Below are 17486 nucleotides of genomic sequence, written 5' to 3'. Positions count from 1 at the left end.
ACTTGTGTCTTTTTGCCCAACCTTTCACTTCCCTCAAACTTCCACTCCAAAGGAATAGACCTATCATGTCCACCACCCAACGCCCTGAAAATGCTGCGCCCCAAGTTGGCAACTCCACTGCTGAGCATTTCAATCAAGGTGTGATAGGCGCTGATCTGGGAACCCCCTCAGCCAATGGTCAGAATTCCTCTAGTACTGGCAGCAAGCCCGTCCGCTCAGGATTGAAGTTGAAGCTGACACTGTTGGCGATCGCGATGGGGGTGCTGCCAGTCTTGGGTGTTGGCATGATTACCCACAGTTTGGTCAACCGTTCAATCACGGAGATGGCCCAGACAAGCGGGAGTGCGACTGCGCAACAAGAAGCTGAACAACTCAAGCGCAGCCTCTTCTTCACCCTCTTGTGGGGGACAGGGTTGTCAGCTTTGGCCGTTGGGGTGATTGCCGCGGCCTTAGCCAGCCGTAGTAGCCAACGACTGCAGGCGGTCATCGACGCACTGGAAAAATTGAGTCAAGGGGATTTGAACGTTGCTGTCGCCGCTGATGGGGATGATGAAATCGCGGTGCTTGGGCAGGAAGTCAATCAAGCTGCCACTCAAATTCAAACTGTTCTTGCAACAGCAGAAGTGAGTCGAGAGCAGCAACGCTCGGTCACGGTGCGAGTCAATCAGCTAGTTCGTGAAATCACATTGCGTCTGATTTCTCAATCGAGTGTCGCTGACGTTCTCAACGCTGCGGTTCAAGAAGCTCGGATTGCACTTGGCTGCGATCGCGTCATCCTTTACAAGTTTGATGAAACTTGGGCGGGCACCGTCGTTGCTGAGTCCGTTGATCCAGGTTGGCCACCAGCTCTGCACATCACGATTGATGATCCCTGTTTCCGCAAAGATTGGATTGATGCTTACACAGCGGGTCGTGTGCAGGCGACGGCAGATATTTACAATGCTGGCTTGACGGAATGTCACCTGCGCCAGTTGGCTCCCCTTGCGGTTCGTGCCAACCTCGTTACACCGGTCATCGTTGAGAAGCAACTGATTGGCTTGTTTATTGCCCATCAATGTTCGGGACCGCGCCAGTGGCAACAGTTTGAAATTGATTTGCTCACCCAATTGGCAACGCAAGTCGGTCTGGCGATGACGCGTGCTCTGTTCCTAGAGCAACAAGTGATCGAGGCCAATCGCGCCAAGCTGGTACGGGCGATCACCTCGGAACTTGTGGTTCAAGAAGATGTTGAGAGTGTGCTTCGGACGGCAGTGCAGGAAACCCGTCGTGCCATTAATGCCGATCGTGTCGTCATCTATGAATTTGACAAGAACTGGAGCGGCACAATCATTGCTGAGTCAGTCGATTCAAATTGGCCTTCTTCGCTCAACATTGTCATTGATGACCCCTGCTTCCGACGCGATTGGGTGGAAGCCTACGCAGCAGGTCGAATTCAGGCGACCCCTGACATTTACAATGCGGGCTTGACGGAATGTCACCTCAAGCAATTGGAGCCTCTGGCCGTTAAAGCCAATTTAGTGGCTCCAATCGTGATCGAGAAGAAATTGATTTCACTGTTTATTGCGCACCAATGCTCAGGACCACGTGACTGGCAACAGTCAGAAATTGATCTCTTTGGTCAGCTAGCAACGCAAGTGGGGTTGGCGATCACTCGGGCGCGGTTCCTCGAACAACAAATTGCAGAGACCAATCGTGCCAAATTGGTGCGGGCCATTACCTCGGACTTGGTTGCTCAATCAGATGTTGAGAGCGTGCTGCGAGTAGCGGTGCAAGAAACCCGCCGTGCCCTCGCCACCGATCGCGTCATTGTTTATGAATTTGATGAGAACTGGAGCGGCACAATCATTGCGGAGTCGGTGGACTCAACTTGGCCGTCTTCACTCAACATCGTCATCGATGATCCCTGCTTCCGGCGCGATTGGGTAGAAGCCTACGCAGCAGGTCGGATTCAGGCAACCCCTGATATTTACAACGCTGGCTTGACGGAATGTCACCTCAAGCAGCTGGAGCCTCTGGCAGTCAGGGCCAATCTGGTCGCTCCAATCGTGATCGAGAAGAAACTGATTGCACTGTTTATTGCGCACCAATGCTCAGGGACGCGAGATTGGGAACAGTCAGAAGTGGATCTCTTCGGTCAATTGGCAACGCAAGTGGGGTTGGCGATCACTCGGGCACGGTTCCTCGAACAACAAATTGCAGAGACCAACCGCGCCAAATTGGTGCGGGCCATTACCTCGGACTTGGTTGCTCAATCAGATGTTGAGAGCGTGCTGCGAGTAGCGGTGCAAGAAACCCGTCGTGCCCTCGCCACCGATCGCGTCATTGTTTATGAATTTGATGAGAACTGGAGCGGCACAATCATTGCGGAGTCGGTGGACTCAACTTGGCCGTCTTCACTCAACATCGTCATCGATGATCCCTGCTTCCGACGCGATTGGGTGGAGGCCTACGCAGCAGGTCGGATTCAGGCGACCCCTGACATTTACAATGCGGGCTTGACAGAATGTCACCTCAAGCAATTGGAGCCTCTGGCAGTCAGGGCCAATCTGGTCGCTCCAATCGTGATTGAGAAGAAACTGATTGCATTGTTTATTGCGCACCAATGCTCAGGGACTCGAACCTGGGAGCAATCAGAAATCGATCTTTTCAGTCAGCTAGCAACACAGCTCGGCTTAGCGATTACTCGCGCTCGCTTCCTTGAACAACAAGTCGCTGAGGCGAACCGTGCCAAAATCGTTCGGGATATTACCTCACAGCTCGTCTCACCCACGACGGTTGATAGTGTCTTGCAACTGGCTGTTCATGCGACGCGTCGTGCCCTTGCCACCGATCGCGTGGTGGTCTATGAGTTTGATGCCAGTTGGAGCGGCACTGTTATTGCGGAGTCAGTGAACTCCGCTTGGCCTTCAGCCTTAAATGTCACGATTGATGACCCCTGTTTCCGGCGCGATTGGGTGGAGGCCTATGCAGCAGGTCGAATTCAGGCAACCCCTGATATTTACAACGCTGGCTTGACGGAGTGTCACCTCAAGCAACTGGAGCCATTGGCAGTTAGAGCAAATCTGGTTGCTCCGATTGTGGTGGAGAAAAGGCTGATCGCTCTCTTTGTCGCGCACCACTGCGCTGGACCTCGCAATTGGCAACAGTCTGAAATTGATCTTTTCAGTCAGCTGGCAACACAGCTCGGCTTGGCAATTACCCGCGCTCGCTTCCTCGAACAACAAGTTGCTGAGGCTAACCGTGCTGAGCAGATTCGTGAGATTACATCTAGACTTCTTGCGCAAGCAAGTCCAGAAGATGTCCTCCAAATCGCAGTCAAAGAGACCCGCCGAGCGCTCTCCACTAACCGTGTGGTTGTTTATGAATTTGATGAAGCCTGGTCTGGCACAGTCGTGGCTGAATCGGTGGACTACGAGTGGCCATCAGCATTGCACGTTACCATTGATGACCCTTGCTTCCGGCGCGATTGGGTCGACGCCTATGCGGCTGGCCGCGTTCAAGCCACTCCAGACATCTACAATGCTGGCTTGACGGAATGTCATCTCAAGCAACTGGAGCCTTTAGCTGTTAGAGCGAATCTCGTTGCTCCAATCGTGGTGGAGAAAAAACTGATTGCCCTGTTTGTGGCGCACCAATGCTCGGGCCCGCGCAACTGGCAGCAATCAGAAATTGATCTCTTCACCCAGCTTGCAACACAAGTCGGTTTGGCCTTGGCTCGGGCTGATTTCCTCCGGCAGGCCGAAGAGTCCCGCGATCGCGCAGAACAGTTGGCACAAGAGCAACGCCAGCGGACTGAAGCCATTCAAACAGAGCTGATTCGGCTGCTCAGTGATGTTGAAGAAGCATCCCGGGGTGACCTAACGGTTCGGGCAGATATCTCAGCTGGAGAAATTAGTACTGTTGCTGACATTTTCAACTCCTTGATTGAGAGTTTGCGCGCAGTTGTGGTGCAAGTGAAAGCTTCCACCCAGAAGGTGAATGCTTCTCTGGATAGCGATGCCAACTCGATGCAACGTCTAGCTGCTGACTCCCAAAGTCAAGCCGAGAAGATTAAACAGACGCTGAATGCTGTAGCGGAGATGTCCAACTCCATCGTTGCCGTCTCCAACACAGCAAACCAAGCTGCTGAGGTGGCTCGGAAGTCGTCTGAGACGGCAATCAGCAGTGGTCAAACCATGGATGAAACCGTACGGAGCATCCTCCACTTGCGCGAAACAGTTGCTGAGACTGCGAAAAAAGTGAAACGACTGGGTGAGTCTTCACAACAGATCTCCAAGGTAATTTCGCTGATTAACCAGATCGCCCTTCAGACCAACCTCTTGGCAATTAACGCCAGTATTGAGGCGGCACGAGCTGGCGAAGAAGGTCGAGGCTTTGCAGTCGTTGCAGAGGAGGTGGGTGAGCTGGCAACCCGCTCTGCTGCTGCTACCAAAGAAATTGAGCAGATTGTTGAAGCCATTCAACAAGAAACCAATGAGGTGGTGACTGCCATGGAAACGGGCACGAGCCAGGTGGTTGAAGGGACGCAACTTGTCGAAACGGCGAAGAAAAATCTTGAGGAAATCGTGTTTGTGTCTCAACAGATTGACCAATTGGTTCAAGCCATTTCACAAGCAACAGTCAGTCAGTCTCAAACTTCGAACATTGTGACTGACCTGATGAAAGAGATGGCAGACTTCTCTGAAGAAATCTCGGATACATCCCGCCATATCTCGACTTCCCTTCAGTCGACTGTTGCCGTTGCTCAAAAACTCAAATCCTCCGTTGATACCTTTAGAGTGGGTGCTGAGGAATAGAGCCATGAGTGATCCTCAAGCCGTGATTCGGCTTCAATTTCTGGAAGAAGCTGAAGACTATCTCAGTACGATTGAGCGAGAGCTTAGTGACATCAGCCAAACTAGCGATCGCCGTTCCACGATTGATTTGATCCTGCGGGCTGCCCATTCCATTAAGGGTGGCGCAGCCATGATGGGCTTCACTGTCCTTAGTGATCTCGCCCACCAATTAGAGGACTTTTTCAAGGTGATGCGAGCAGGCAAAACCCTTGAAAAGCCCTTGGAACGGCAGCTCCTCCATGCGGTTGACCAAGTTCATCAGGTGCTCCAGCTGAATCGACAGGGAACGGAACCAACGGATCAATGGCTTGAGGGACATATTCATCCCCTGTTTGGATTGTTGCGAGATCAGTTCGGTGAGCCGCAGCCGGAGAATGATCTTGCTCTCCTGTCGGAAGAAGCGGGAGACGATATGCGATCGCTCCTGTTTGAATCCGAAGTGGAGGGATGTTTGCAACGTTTGGAGACTGTGCTACAGACGCCAAATCATCCTTGTCTGCGAGAAGAGTTTGCGATCGTTGCCCAAGAACTTTCAGGACTTGGGCAGATGTTAGAACTCCCTCAATTCAGTCAGTTCTGTCTTTCAATTTCTGATTTGTTGGAACAGCCATCAACAGATGTCAAAGCGATCGCAGGCCAAGTCCTCAAAGACTTGAGGCACTGTCAGGCTTTAGTCCTGACTCAACAGTTGAATGCGTTGCCGGATCAGTTTGTCTATCGGGCAGAGCTGGCAGATGCCATTCCTTCCATTGCCGTGGGAGAAGAGGTTGATATAGCTGCCGAGGCATTTCTCCCGACTGGGGAATCAACATCATTCGCCAAGCCCCGGACAGCCGTTTCCACTGCTGATCTGCAGTCGGGATCAGAGCCAGGTCTGACAGTTGCTCAGACAGCGCAGCTCGAATTTACGCCTGAAACGATTACCACTCAGACCATCAATCCTCCATCTAGTGCCTCTGATTTGGCAACAGATGTTAGCCAAGTGCGAACTGTTCGTGTAGCTGTTCAGCAGTTAGAGGATATTAGTGAGCTGTTTGGTGAACTGACCATCGAGCGGAATGGCCTCAGTTTGCAACTGAAGCGAATGCGACAGTTATTGCAGACACTTAAGAGTAAGGTACGACGCTTGGAGCAATCGAGCTTTGAGCTACGAGCGACCACCGATCGCGCAGCAACGGCAATCCCAGTCAGCAGCGTTGTAGGTGGCGCTCTAAACTCTTGGCAGCAAAGCTTCGATATCTTGGAATTTGATCGCTATAGTCCTGTCCATTTGGTTTCCCAAGAGGTGATGGAAACCATTGTTCAGATCCAAGAAATTACGAGTGATATCGAAACCAATCTTGAAGAGACTGAACATACCGGCCAAGCGCTCAACCGTACGGCTAAGCAAATGCAAGGTCGCCTCACACAGGTGAGAATGCGTCCTTTTGCAGATTTGGTGAATCGTTACCCACGTATGATTCGTCAGCTCAGCCAAGAGTATGGCAAAGAAGTTCAGCTCATTGTTAATGGTGAGAATACGCTGATCGATCGCGCCATCCTAGAGTTGCTGACTGACCCTCTTCTGCATCTTGTTCGTAATGCTTTTGATCACGGTATTGAGACGCCCGTAGTTCGTCAATCCCGAGGTAAACCAGCAACCGCAACCATTGAAATTACTGCTGCATATCGAGGTAATCAAACCGTTATTACGATTCAAGATAATGGTAACGGAGTCGATCTTCAAAAGATTCGGCAACGTGCTCAGTTGATGGGTTTAGATCAAGCCAGCCTTGAAGCTGCAAGCGATCGCGAATTACTTGATCTCATTTTTGAGCCTGGCTTCACCACCGCTGATCAGGTCACCGAACTTTCAGGGCGTGGTGTAGGAATGGATGTTGTCCGGACAAATCTTCATCAGATTCGGGGCGATATTCAGATTGATACGCAATCGGGTCAAGGAACTACGTTTACGATCACGGTTCCTTTCTCACTCTCTGTTGCACGGGTTCTACTCATTGAAGTGAGCAACATGCTGGTTGCCGTACCAACCGATGCGATCGAGGAAATTATTGAACTCAATCCTCAGTGGGTTCTGAATAGTGCGGGTCAAACTGTTTTGAACCTTGACGATACGCTGATTCCGTTGCTCCAACTTGACCAATGGTTTCAGTTTAGTCGCCCCTGTCCGCCAGTCAGTTTGGACGGTGTTCCCACCATCAATGAACCGATTGTTCTGCTCATCAATCAAGGCAACAACTTTGTCGGTGTTAAAGTCGATCGCTACTGGGGGGAACAAGAAGTCACGATTCGGCAGGTGAATAGTACTATCTCGCTCCCCCCAGGATTTAGTAGCTGTACGATTTTGGGCGATGGACGGATTGTTCCACTGGTTGATACCTTTGCACTGCTGCAATGGATTCAAAATAGTCATACGCTGAATCGACTGCCGTTAGAACCGACTCAGTCCACCGCGTATCTATTACCCCCACAAGAGACCATTCTCATCATTGATGACTCGATTAATGTGCGGCGCTTTTTAGCCAGTATTTTAGAAAAAGCGGGATATCGCGTTGAGCAGGCCAAAGATGGCCAAGAAGCAATTGACAAGCTCAAAGGCGGTCTGCAGGTTGAAGCGGCAATCTGTGATGTTGAGATGCCCCGTTTAGATGGCTACGGATTCTTGGCGCAAGTCAAAAATCTAGATTCAGTCAGACGGCTGCCCATTGCCATGTTGACCTCGCGCAGTGGTGATAAGCACCGAAAGCTGGCCTTGAATCTCGGAGCTTCTGCCTACTTTACAAAGCCTTTCCGCGAATCTGAGCTTCTACAAACGCTGCGTGAACTGATTCAGATCAACCACTCCTAGGGCTTTTCCATGGCTACCTATACCCCTCGTCGGCTGCAGCGATCAAACAAAAATCCTCAACTTAGCTATCAGCAATTTTTAGTGTTCGTGATTGCTGATGAGCAGTTTGCCCTACCCATTGAGAGTATCTATAAGGTCATTCAATCTCCTAAGATTTATGGCGATCCACATCGACGTGGTTTTGGTTTAATCACCTATCAAGGTGAGCAGGTCATTGTGATTGATCTAGAACAGCATTTATTGGGGCGATCGCGCCTCTCAGGAACTGAAGCTACAGCCCCACTTGAATCAGCTCACTTTTTAATCTTGATGAAGGTTGAGCAACCTGATCACGGAACTCAGTTATTAGGATTACCTGTTGAACAGCCGCCACAACTCCAGCGTCTCTCTCAGCAGAAAATCACTAGCCTGCCCGACAGTTATCTACGCTGGGGAGATATTCACGGCGTCACCTCTGTATCGGTTCAAGACGTTGAAACTGCTGAACAGCATCCAACCTTTATCTTGGAACCGACTGCTGTTTTGTCGACCCTTGCGAACCAAGAAATTATTGTTGCTAAGCAGCCTCAGCTTTCTGAATCATTAGCGAGTGGCAGCAATGTAAATAAAGCGACGTCAGAAGAGATTTTAGATGCCGTCATCCATTCCGATCAGGCGACTACCTTTGACCTTGATCGCTCTCCAGATCTACCGGAATCACTTCTACCTGAGGATGATTTAGAGTCCCTTCCCGATCCCGAATTTTTCGATCACCCAGAATTAGATCTTGATTTGGCAACTGAAGCAATTGAGCAGCCCTTAGTAGAACAGGAAACTCTCGCAGAAGTAACACAGACCCAGGACGAACAGGAGCAACCTGATCTCGTCGAGCCTGAATCGATCGCTTTAGAATCGCTGCCTCCGCGTTCAGAACCTCCATTAGCAGCAGAATCGGAAGTTCACGTCTTAGAAGAAACTATTCCTGAAGTCCCTGATCTGGCAGACCTACCAGATTTAGATCTTGCTGATGTTGCAGAAATTCTGTCTCTTGATTTAGACGACGATCTTCAAAGCAGTGATTAGCATAAGCGGTGTGTCAACCAATGGGGACAGGTAACTCTGACTTACGATTCACAATGCTTTTACTCTTCCCTCCTCTGTCAACAGTTGTCTCTTCAGTTTAAGGAACTGATCAAAGATGACAATTTGTAGGCTAGAGATTGGGCTAAAGTGTCTCGAAACCAATTGATTACTGGTGTGTTGGTGTTAGTGAATGTTTTGTTATGAGGCCTCATGCCAACTGCTCAGAACAATCACGATTCCTACACCAATCGCTAATGCTAAAGACTCTAACATTCTGCTTTCCTCAACCACGGAATGCGAAGCCTGAAGGGCTTAACTGGATAGTTCAGAATGGCTATCGCAGGATGCCTTTATCGTAAGGAGTTCTGCTCAGTCTGGTTGCCTACTGTGTGAATTTTCTCTGAAGAGTCTGTAAATGTGAGCGATCGCGATGACCGAGTGGGTCGGCTAAAGAGGCGATAGTACCAAGACGTGCTGGCTTCTTTCAGTGGGAAGAACAGATAGGTTAGCGGGTTAATCGTCACGATAATGTTTCGAACATCCCGTTTGGCGAGAGCAACCACTTGGCGAGCCACCCAGCGAGCCGACATCACGCCATAGGGATTGAGGTCGCTACGAAATGGGCCCAAGATCAGCTTGCGTAAAACAATCGGTGAATCGAGGCGGCGCAAAGTTATGAGATGACCGATCGCTCGCTTGCTGAGTTCATACAGTGGACTAAAAGCAGGATTGACTTCTGCTTCAGAAGTGTTAACCCAGACTTCTTTACGGGCGATCGCGCGATTGTCCGTCACGGTTTCCAGGAACAGCTCCAAGAGGCGCCACTGGGAAAAAGCATTGACCTCGTAGGATTGCTCAATGGCTGTCGCGCAACGATCGCGCAGGACATTGACACCGTGATTAAGCAGCAGGATATCAATCCGCTGCAATTCGTCTGCGATCGCGGCTTCCTGCCCAACCTGCCAGCGCAGTACCCGTACACCCAAATCTGTAAAGCTAGCGGGTAGAGGACGGCTTCCACTCGTCAAAGCGATCGGGGTAGCTCCAGCTCGCTGGAGTTCAATAATCAGTGCTTGCCCTAAGCCTCCAGCCGCACCGGTGACCGCAACTGTTTTGCCCTTAAGCGAGAGTGCAGTTCCCATCAGCTTGTCCAAAAACGAAAACGTGCCACAGAAATAAGCAGTCTGACTATCAAAGTGATGGCGCCAATGATAGGTGCGATTCACAAATAGCGTGCTGGGCGGTTCTGTGAACGGACCTGGTAAATGGGTGAGATCTGTGAAGGTATCCGCTTTGGGGACAGCTAACCCGCGCGCGATCGCCCCACCCAAGAAAATCAAGGTGTAGGCACAGCCCAAAAAGGGCAACCAGTGCCCTACTGATAACCAAGGCTGGACCCACCAACCCCACAGCCCTCCGCAGAGCAACATGACACTCGCTTCAGGGACATCGTTGTACCACTGGGCTCGACGGTAAACCGTCGGGTCGACCACTGTCAGATCCGGACGAAAGACTTTGTGATGCCAGACATGCAGCCGATAGAGCGGCGTCCAGTAGTGAGCCAGGGTATGGTAGCTATCGCGAACGAGTTCGACCCAGAGAATCGACAGCAGAGACAGGCCGATCGCAACAGTCCAAGCCGCAGCCATGAATGGCAGTCAAACACATCCCCTGAACCATAACATGGGCATTTTGGGCGGTAGACTCTGGTCGAGGTGCTGCAAACCTGTTAGCACAGACTAGGCACCCTAGCGCTAGACGGCTGGTCATCCCCATGCGAATTGATGAACTTGTTCCGGCAGACCCTCGGGCAGTATCCCTCTATGCGCCCTACTACTCGCAACCCAATCGGCGCCGCTATTTGCCCTATGCGCTCAGCCTGTACCAAAGCAGCTCAATTGAAGGTAGCCGCGCTGTCGAAGGAGGCCCGCCCATTTCCTTTGTAGCGACTTGGACGGTAACCCCACTGCCAGCGGATATGACGCGCTGTCACTTGCAGTTTAATAACGATGCCGAACTGACCTACGAAATCTTGCTGCCCAACCACGAGTTCATGGATTACCTCATTGATATGTTGATGGGCTATCAACGTGTGCAGCAAACCGATTTTCCTGGCGCCTTCTATCGCCGTCTGCTGGGTTATGACGACTAACCCATACGAAAGCTAGTGAGTGCTTGAGAGGCTGATGAACAGCCAAAGTTTTGACGATTGGGCGCTAGAGCGGGGGCAAGACCCCGTTAAAATGGTCGGACATTCGCCACGAAACGATCCAGGGGGCAAGGTGCTGCCGTCTTCGCCATATCTTCTGTTGGGGTCCACCGAAGCGTATAGCGGTAAGTCAGCACTGACGCTAGGGATTGCGCAGTATTTCCAGCAGCAGGGTTTGCAAATCACCTACGGCAAGCCCTTGGGAACCTGTTTTGAAGAGGGTCCTATCAAGCCCGGTACGGTCCTGATTGATGAAGATGTTCGTTTCATTGCCGAGACCCTCAACCTCAGCGATGAACAGCGCTATCCAACGTTGGTCATGCTCGACCCCACCAGCGTGCAGCGGCGCTTAGCTCAGGTTGATAGCACGGACTATCTGGCTCAGTTACAGCAGTATCGCGATCGCCCACCTGGGGATATCGCCTTAATTGAAGGGGCGGGGCGACTGGTTGATGGTCAGGTGTTTAACCTGGATTTACCTCAGATGGCTGCTGCTTTAGATGCCCCTGTGCTGTTGGCGAACCGCTGGTCTGAAACGGGATCGGTCGATAGTCTGCTCGCAGCGCAACAAGCTCTGGGCGATCGCCTGTTGGGGGTTGTCTTGAACGCTATCCCCCGCACTGAAATTGAGCATGTGCGTGAGACCTTGGTGCCCTTCCTAGAGGCGCGAGGGATTCCTGTGTTGGGCTTGCTGCCCCAGAGCGCGTTACTGCGCAGCGTCAGTGTCACGGAGCTGGTGAGTCGCCTCAATGCTGAAGTACTCTGCTGCCGCGATCGCTTGGATCTGATGGTCGAGAGCCTGACGATTGGCGCCATGAACGTTAATTCGGCCATGGAATACTTCCGTAAGGGTCGCAACATGGCTGTGGTCACGGGTGGCGATCGCGCAGATATTCAGTTGGCTGCCCTTGAAACCTCAACCCAGTGCTTGATTCTGACGGGTCGAGTGGCACCGCTGCCGCAGATCATCAGCCGTGCGGAAGAGATGGAAATTCCGATCCTCTCGGTTCAGTTAGATACCTTAACAACCGTTGAAATTATTGACCAAGCCTTTGGCCAAGTGCGGTTGCATGAAATCGTCAAGGCGCAATATGTCAGCCGACTGGTGCGAGAAGCGCTCGATTTTCAACGGCTGCAAACCCTGCTAGGGTTGCCTGCGATCGCCACTGCCTCCTGATCCAGTTCATTCAACAGCGATCGCTCGGGGATGACACGCTATTTCTATCTGCATGGCTTTGCCTCGGGGCCAGAGTCTGCGAAAGCTAAGTATCTACGCGGTCGCTTTCAACGATTGGGATTCGATCTCATCTGTCCCGACTTGAATGAGCCAGAGTTCTCTAGCCTGACGTTCAGTCGGCAAATTCGCCAAGTCGAAGCCCAACTGACCGATGAACCAACGGTTGTGATCGGCTCGAGTCTGGGGGGCTTAACGGCAGCTTGGCTGGCGGAACGCAATCTCCAAGTGATGAAGGTTCTCCTCCTCGCGCCTGCTTTTGAATTTCTGGCTCAATGGCTGCCGCGGCTGGATTCACTTGCATTAGAACAGTGGCAACAGCAGGGAACTCGTCCGTTTTATCACTGGCGCGATCGCGATTTTCGGCCCTTGCATTGGGGCTTTGTCGAGGATTTGCAGCAGTGGCAGGACGAGCATTTAAAGCGATCGCTTCCCACGTTGATCCTGCATGGCACTGCCGATGAAGTGATTGACTTCGCAGCGAGCGATCGCTACGCCGCCCAGCGACCCTGGGTCACACTCCAACCCCTAACCAGCGATCACGCTTTGGGTAATGTCGGCTCGCAAATTTGGGGCGCCTGTCGACAGTTTGTCAATCTCGATGCTGGCGATCGCGCGGAATCCTGAATCAAGTCCGTTATGGGCGATCGCCTATTCTGAGGGTCAGGCAAAACTGTTTTCAGAGTGTCTCAACGCTGTATGACTGCTTCATCCTGCACCGATTCGAACCATAACCCTTTCGCAGCAGAAGTTGAGGCGTTCATTGGGCAGATGGCACCGCAGGAAGGGCCAGGATTAGTCCTCTGTCGTGGCCATGAGCTGTTTTACTTCAATGCTGAGGCGATCGCGCGCTGTCCCGATCCAGTGCTGCGCGAGGACATGGCCAGTAGTTTGGCAACCCTTGATCCCGCCGCTGAATATCTGATCTGTCTATTTGATGGTCAAAACTATCAGCTCCAGCGCTGTGCTTGGCAGGAACCCGCTATCGAGTGATCAGTCAGCCTTGCTGTGCTTTAGGGAAATGTGAGCTGCAGGCTAGACTAGCAGGGCATTGGTGGAGAGACTCATGGCGGCTGAACAAACGGCGATCGCGCCCCTAGCGGTAGCTGTTGAGTCGCAGCAGTGGCGCATTGAAGACAGCGAATCGCTTTATCGAATTCAAGGCTGGGGCGAGCCCTACTTTGGCATCAACGCAGCCGGTCACATCACCGTTTCCCCCCAAGGCGATCGCGGCGGTTCTCTCGATCTCTATGAATTGGTAGAGGCACTGCGGCGAAGGGGACTGAACCTACCCTTGCTGATCCGCTTTCCTGACATTTTGGAAGATCGCATCGAGCGCTTAAATGCCTGCTTTGCTAAGGCGATCGCTCGCTATAACTATGCCGGTGAGTATCGTGGCGTTTTCCCAGTCAAATGCAACCAGCAACGCCACCTGATTGAAAGTCTCGTCAGTTATGGTCAGCCCTTTCAATTTGGTCTGGAAGCCGGTTCGAAGCCAGAGTTATTGATTGCTCTGGCACATCTGGATACACCCGGAGCGCTGTTGATCTGCAACGGCTATAAGGATCGGGACTATATTGAAACCGCAATTCTGGGACGGCGCTTGGGCAAGACGCCCATTCTGGTCATTGAGCAGCTTGAAGAAGTTGATCTGGCGATCGCGGCTAGTCAGCGTTTAGGAATTGAGCCGATTCTCGGGGTTCGTGCCAAGCTCAATGCCAGAGGGATGGGGCGCTGGGGCAGTTCCGCTGGCGATCGCGCCAAGTTTGGCTTGACCATGCCGGAAATTGTGGCAGCAGTCGAGAAACTCCAAGCGGCTAACCTCCTGCACTGCTTACAGTTGCTGCACTTCCATATCGGCTCACAGATTTCCGATATCAGCGTGCTCAAGGACGCGATTCAAGAAGCTGCCCAGATCTATGTGCAGCTTGCGGCGCTTGGCGCCGACATGCGCTACCTCGATGTCGGCGGTGGTTTAGGCGTGGACTATGACGGTTCGAAGACGAACTTTCATGCCTCCAAAAACTACAACATGCAGACCTATGCCAACGATGTCGTCGCCACGATTAAAGATGCCTGTCAGGTGCATCATCTCGCAGTTCCAACCTTGATCAGCGAGAGTGGACGGGCGATCGCCTCGCATCAATCGGTGTTGGTCTTTGATGTGCTGGGCAGTAGCGAAGTGCCGCGATCGGAGAGTGAGCCGCCACAGGAAGCAGACTCAGCGATCGTTCGCACGCTCTATGAAGTGCTGGAAGCGATCGCGCCTGACAATCTGCAAGAGTGCTACCACGATGCCTTCAAGCTCAAGGAAGATGCCGTTTCGGCCTTCCGCTTGGGCTACTTGAGCCTGACAGAACGGGCCAAAGCAGAACGACTATTTTGGAGCTGTTGCCATCGCATTCAAGAGCTTCTGCAGCAACTCGATCGCATCCCAGAAGACTTAGAAGATCTTGAGCGGGTGATGGCGTCGATTTATTACGTCAACCTGTCGGTCTTCCAGTCGGCTCCTGATACTTGGGCGATCGATCAACTCTTCCCAATTATGCCGATTCATCGCTTGAATGAAGAGCCAAGTCAGCGGGTGACGCTGGCAGATTTGACCTGTGACAGCGATGGCAAGATCGATCGCTTTATTGATTTGTTGGATGTCAAATCAACCTTAGAACTCCATCCGTTAAAACCCAATCAACCCTACGTTCTGGGGATGTTTTTGGGAGGTGCCTATCAAGAGATCATGGGCAACCTTCATAACCTCTTTGGGGATACCAATGCTGTCCATATCAAGCTGACGCCTAAGGGCTACAGCATTGAACACGTGGTCAAAGGGGACACGATGGCTGAGGTCTTAGGCTACGTCCAATATGATGCTGAACAACTCCTCGAGCGCCTGCGCCAACAAGCTGAAGCTGCGTTGCAACAGGATCAGATCAGTCTCGATGAATCCCAACGATTGCTCCGAAACTATGAGGAGAGCTTGCAACGCTACACCTATCTCAGTTTGCGCTGAGGGCATCTGCGATGGTCGCGATCGCTCGCACAAGGGCTCGCTGGCTGACGAGAATCGGACTGGGTTTTGCGATCGCGTCGCTCTTGTTGTTGACCGCCTGTCAGACATTGGCACTGCCGATTTATCAAGGTGCTAACTGGCAGTTTGCTTATCCACCTGCTTGGGTCGCTGTGGAAGAGCCTGGACCTGCAACCATCGCCTTTCGCGATCCCCTCAGTCCCGATCGTAATCTGAGTTTGCTGATCAGTCCTGTGCCGGCGACGAGTCAGCTCACAGATCTCGGCGACCCACCGACAGTTGGCTACACCTTGCAAACGCAGTGGTTGAATCAGCCCGATCGCGGTCGGCAAGTGGAACTATTGACAGCTGAACAGCAAGAAACGGCCTTAGGGCCGGCGTATTTGCTGGAATATGCGGTGCAGATCGGGCAGCAAGCTCGCCATGATCTAGCGGCGATCGCTTTGGTTCAAGGACAGCTTTATACCTTTGTGATTTCTTTGCCTGCCCGTGAATTTGAGCAGCAACCCCAACGCTATCGAGAGATATTGCGATCGTTTCAAGTCTTGTCATCGAGATAACCCTCCTGCTTTGCCAGTCGTCTGCAGATTGGTCCAAAAAGAGGATGCGAAATCGGGCTTTGTCCTGAAATCTAGTTCAAGCCCAAGATGACGCGGGCGAGCTGCAGGTAGACAAACACGCCTGCTACATCCACCACAGTGGTGATGAATGGAGCGGACATCAGCGCTGGATCGAGGCCAAAGCGCTTGAAGATCAAGGGCAGCACAGAGCCGGCTGTGGAGGCCAGCACGGAAATTACGAACAAGCTGAAGCCAACCGCGATCGCCACTTGCCAGTTACCTTCCAGCAAGAAGGCCCAAACCGTGACCACGATCGCCAGCATGACGCCCAATAACGCACCGGCAATCAATTCGCGCGACACAATTGTCAGCGGGTTCATGCTACGCAGGCGATCGGTATTCAGACCGCGAATCACCACCGTTGATGACTGCGCCCCAACGTTGCCGCCGGTGCCAATAAGCAAAGGAATAAATGCGGCTAAAGCCACCACTTTAGACAGCACCTCTTCCTGACTACTAATGACGGCGCTAGTGCCAGTGTTGGTAATTAGGAGGACGAAGAGCCAAACCACCCGACGCCGCGCAACGGTCAGCAAATTCGTTTGAAAATAATCGTCTTCCCCCGACTGCACACCGCCCAAGGTGTAGATGTCTTCAGTGGCTTCCTCTTCAAGAATGTCGATGACGTCATCGACCGTCACAATCCCAACGAGTCGCTCCTCGCGATCGACCACGGGGACAGCCAGCAGGTCATAGCGCTGGATAACTCGTGCCACTTCTTCTTGGTCGGTATCCGTATGGACGCTGATCACATCACGCGTCATCAACTCGCCAATGCTGGCTTCTGATGAGGCAACCAGCAGTTCGCGGAGCGACAGAATTCCAGTGAGGCGACGACTGACATCCGTGACGTAAAGGGTGTAAATCGTTTCCGTTCGTGGTGCCATCAAACGCACCCGAGCCAAGGCCTGATCGCCGGTCATCCCTTCCTTGAGGGCGATGTATTCCGGTGTCATCAGCCGGCCTGCTGTGCCCGTTCCATAGCCCAGCAGCAGCGAAGTAATTTCTCGCTCCGCCGGACTTAATTGCTGCAACAAGCGACGGACGATTTTGGCTGGTAGTTCATCGAACAGGCGCACGCGATCGTCCGGCGACATCTGCTCGACGAGGTCAAGCACGTCCTGACTGCGCAGCTCATCGATCAGGGCTTGCTGCACACTGCTGTCGAGGTACTCATACACCTCGATCGCTTCATCCTTGGGGAGCAGGCGGAAAGCAAGCGCTTGGAGCGTTTCGGGTAGCCCTTCAATCGCCTCGGCAATGTCAGGGTATTGCACTGGCTGTAGGAGGACTTTTGCACCTTGATAGTCATTAATCTCAAGCAAGCCCTGCAATTGCTGCCGAACAATATCGCGCAGCTCTTGGCTGGCGATCGTCCCTTGACTTTGATCGCGGCTGCTATCGACCACGCTTGCTTCCTCGCGGCTCCCGAGAGTCTATCAAGAATGGGCGATGGGAGTCTGTATCTTCATCTTCAACGCGTGTGTGTTGAATCGCGATCGCCCCGCACTCCTTGCCTGCAGCTCCATCACAAACTCCAAGGAGGTTGAGAGGGTTAAACCTCGGCGGAGTGGCTGGAAAGTGACAGTGATTTGTCCGTTGGGGTGATTGTGACTCCTAAAGAGGATCGAGGCTCACCTTGCAGTCGAG

The 17486-nt window shown here is 52.3% G+C and carries 11 protein-coding genes; 9 read left to right on the top strand and 2 right to left on the bottom strand.

The window, feature by feature from the left end:
• Positions 1-65: 65 nt before the first annotated feature.
• Genes DOP62_RS05440 through DOP62_RS05430 form a run of 3 tightly spaced genes read left to right on the top strand, consistent with a single transcriptional unit; the run spans position 66 to position 8745 of the window.
• Positions 66-4796 (top strand): GAF domain-containing protein, encoded by a 4731-nt coding sequence (locus DOP62_RS05440; protein ID WP_370538892.1) that lies wholly within the window; start codon positions 66-68, stop codon positions 4794-4796.
• Positions 4797-4800: 4 nt separating this feature from the next.
• Complete coding sequence (locus DOP62_RS05435; RefSeq protein WP_208676639.1) at positions 4801-7683, top strand: hybrid sensor histidine kinase/response regulator; 2883 nt, start codon at positions 4801-4803, stop codon at positions 7681-7683.
• Between the two features lie 9 nt (positions 7684-7692).
• Positions 7693-8745 (top strand): chemotaxis protein CheW, encoded by a 1053-nt coding sequence (locus DOP62_RS05430; protein ID WP_208676641.1) that lies wholly within the window; start codon positions 7693-7695, stop codon positions 8743-8745.
• Between the two features lie 350 nt (positions 8746-9095).
• On the opposite strand, the gene DOP62_RS05425 is transcribed toward DOP62_RS05430, so the two are convergent.
• Positions 9096-10394: a bifunctional sterol desaturase/short chain dehydrogenase gene (locus DOP62_RS05425; RefSeq protein WP_208676643.1), complete on the bottom strand. Its 1299-nt coding sequence runs from the start codon at positions 10392-10394 to the stop codon at positions 9096-9098.
• Between the two features lie 125 nt (positions 10395-10519).
• On the opposite strand from DOP62_RS05425, the gene ebsA reads away from it, so the two are divergent.
• From ebsA to psbP, 6 genes are all read left to right on the top strand, one after another.
• Complete coding sequence (gene ebsA / locus DOP62_RS05420) at positions 10520-10897, top strand: type IV pilus biogenesis protein EbsA (RefSeq protein WP_208676645.1); 378 nt, start codon at positions 10520-10522, stop codon at positions 10895-10897.
• Between the two features lie 157 nt (positions 10898-11054).
• A complete protein-coding gene (locus DOP62_RS05415) occupies positions 11055-12131 on the top strand; it encodes a phosphotransacetylase family protein (protein WP_338438646.1) in 1077 nt (358 codons plus the stop codon).
• A 30-nt stretch (positions 12132-12161) separates the two neighbouring features.
• Positions 12162-12815: a YqiA/YcfP family alpha/beta fold hydrolase gene (locus tag DOP62_RS05410; RefSeq protein WP_208676647.1), complete on the top strand. Its 654-nt coding sequence runs from the start codon at positions 12162-12164 to the stop codon at positions 12813-12815.
• A 72-nt stretch (positions 12816-12887) separates the two neighbouring features.
• Positions 12888-13181: a hypothetical protein gene (locus DOP62_RS05405; protein ID WP_208676649.1), complete on the top strand. Its 294-nt coding sequence runs from the start codon at positions 12888-12890 to the stop codon at positions 13179-13181.
• 73 nt (positions 13182-13254) lie between these two features.
• Complete coding sequence (gene speA / locus DOP62_RS05400; protein WP_338442503.1) at positions 13255-15198, top strand: biosynthetic arginine decarboxylase; 1944 nt, start codon at positions 13255-13257, stop codon at positions 15196-15198.
• Positions 15199-15209: 11 nt separating this feature from the next.
• Entirely contained in the window at positions 15210-15776 is a 567-nt protein-coding gene (gene psbP / locus DOP62_RS05395; RefSeq protein ID WP_208676651.1) for a photosystem II reaction center PsbP, read from the top strand.
• 71 nt (positions 15777-15847) lie between these two features.
• Here psbP and mgtE read toward each other — a convergent pair whose 3' ends face one another.
• Positions 15848-17245, bottom strand: a complete 1398-nt coding sequence (gene mgtE, locus DOP62_RS05390; RefSeq protein WP_208676653.1) for a magnesium transporter — start codon at positions 17243-17245, stop codon at positions 15848-15850.
• Positions 17246-17486 lie beyond the last annotated feature (241 nt).

The sequence above is a fragment of the Synechococcus elongatus PCC 11801 genome (assembly GCF_003846445.2).
GTDB classification, from domain to species: Bacteria; Cyanobacteriota; Cyanobacteriia; order Synechococcales; family Synechococcaceae; genus Synechococcus; species Synechococcus elongatus_A.
This window is presented reverse-complemented; position numbering and strand designations above follow the sequence as displayed.

Bases quoted from the DNA above. Each gene is read 5' to 3' on its own strand.
- DOP62_RS05410 (WP_208676647.1), top strand. From the start codon at position 12,162: ATGACACGCTATTTCTATCTGCATGGCTTTGCCTCGGGGCCAGAGTCT.
- speA (WP_338442503.1), top strand. From the start codon at position 13,255: ATGGCGGCTGAACAAACGGCGATCGCGCCCCTAGCGGTAGCTGTTGAG.
- ebsA (WP_208676645.1), top strand. From the start codon at position 10,520: ATGCGAATTGATGAACTTGTTCCGGCAGACCCTCGGGCAGTATCCCTC.
- psbP (WP_208676651.1), top strand. From the start codon at position 15,210: ATGGTCGCGATCGCTCGCACAAGGGCTCGCTGGCTGACGAGAATCGGA.
- DOP62_RS05430 (WP_208676641.1), top strand. From the start codon at position 7,693: ATGGCTACCTATACCCCTCGTCGGCTGCAGCGATCAAACAAAAATCCT.
- DOP62_RS05440 (WP_370538892.1), top strand. From the start codon at position 66: ATGTCCACCACCCAACGCCCTGAAAATGCTGCGCCCCAAGTTGGCAAC.
- DOP62_RS05435 (WP_208676639.1), top strand. From the start codon at position 4,801: ATGAGTGATCCTCAAGCCGTGATTCGGCTTCAATTTCTGGAAGAAGCT.
- DOP62_RS05425 (WP_208676643.1), bottom strand. From the start codon at position 10,394: ATGGCTGCGGCTTGGACTGTTGCGATCGGCCTGTCTCTGCTGTCGATT.
- DOP62_RS05405 (WP_208676649.1), top strand. From the start codon at position 12,888: ATGACTGCTTCATCCTGCACCGATTCGAACCATAACCCTTTCGCAGCA.